The organism is Lacticaseibacillus manihotivorans DSM 13343 = JCM 12514 (assembly GCF_001435035.1).
Lineage (GTDB): Bacteria > Bacillota > Bacilli > Lactobacillales > Lactobacillaceae > Lacticaseibacillus > Lacticaseibacillus manihotivorans.
In genome coordinates this window covers 1-290 of sequence record NZ_AZEU01000306.1, presented here as the reverse complement: position 1 = coordinate 290, position 290 = coordinate 1, and the positions used below count along the sequence as shown (strand labels likewise).

At 52.4% G+C, this 290-nt stretch carries 1 protein-coding gene; it reads right to left on the bottom strand.

What is annotated here, in order from left to right; genetic code table 11:
- Positions 1-290 (bottom strand): IS66 family transposase (locus FD01_RS14725; RefSeq protein WP_156647334.1); only part of this gene is annotated, 290 nt, incomplete at both ends.

Below are 290 nucleotides of genomic sequence, written 5' to 3'. Positions count from 1 at the left end.
TGCGCCATACATCCAGTGCGGGTGATCGCATCATCAAGCTTGTTATAGCCTGAATAGCCATCACACTGGAGTACGCCAGAGAAGCCTTCGTACAATTCTTGAGCGAACGCTCCGGCGCGTGTGGCATCATACGCGTAATAGACGCCAGGTTCATTTGATGATTGCACCGAGCGCATCACCCACATATAGCCATGCGACCGCCCGGATTTACGTGGGTCACGGATCGCCTTATATGGCGTTTCATCACCTTGTAAGAACGGCTGCGCCACCAAATGTTCCCGTATGAGATT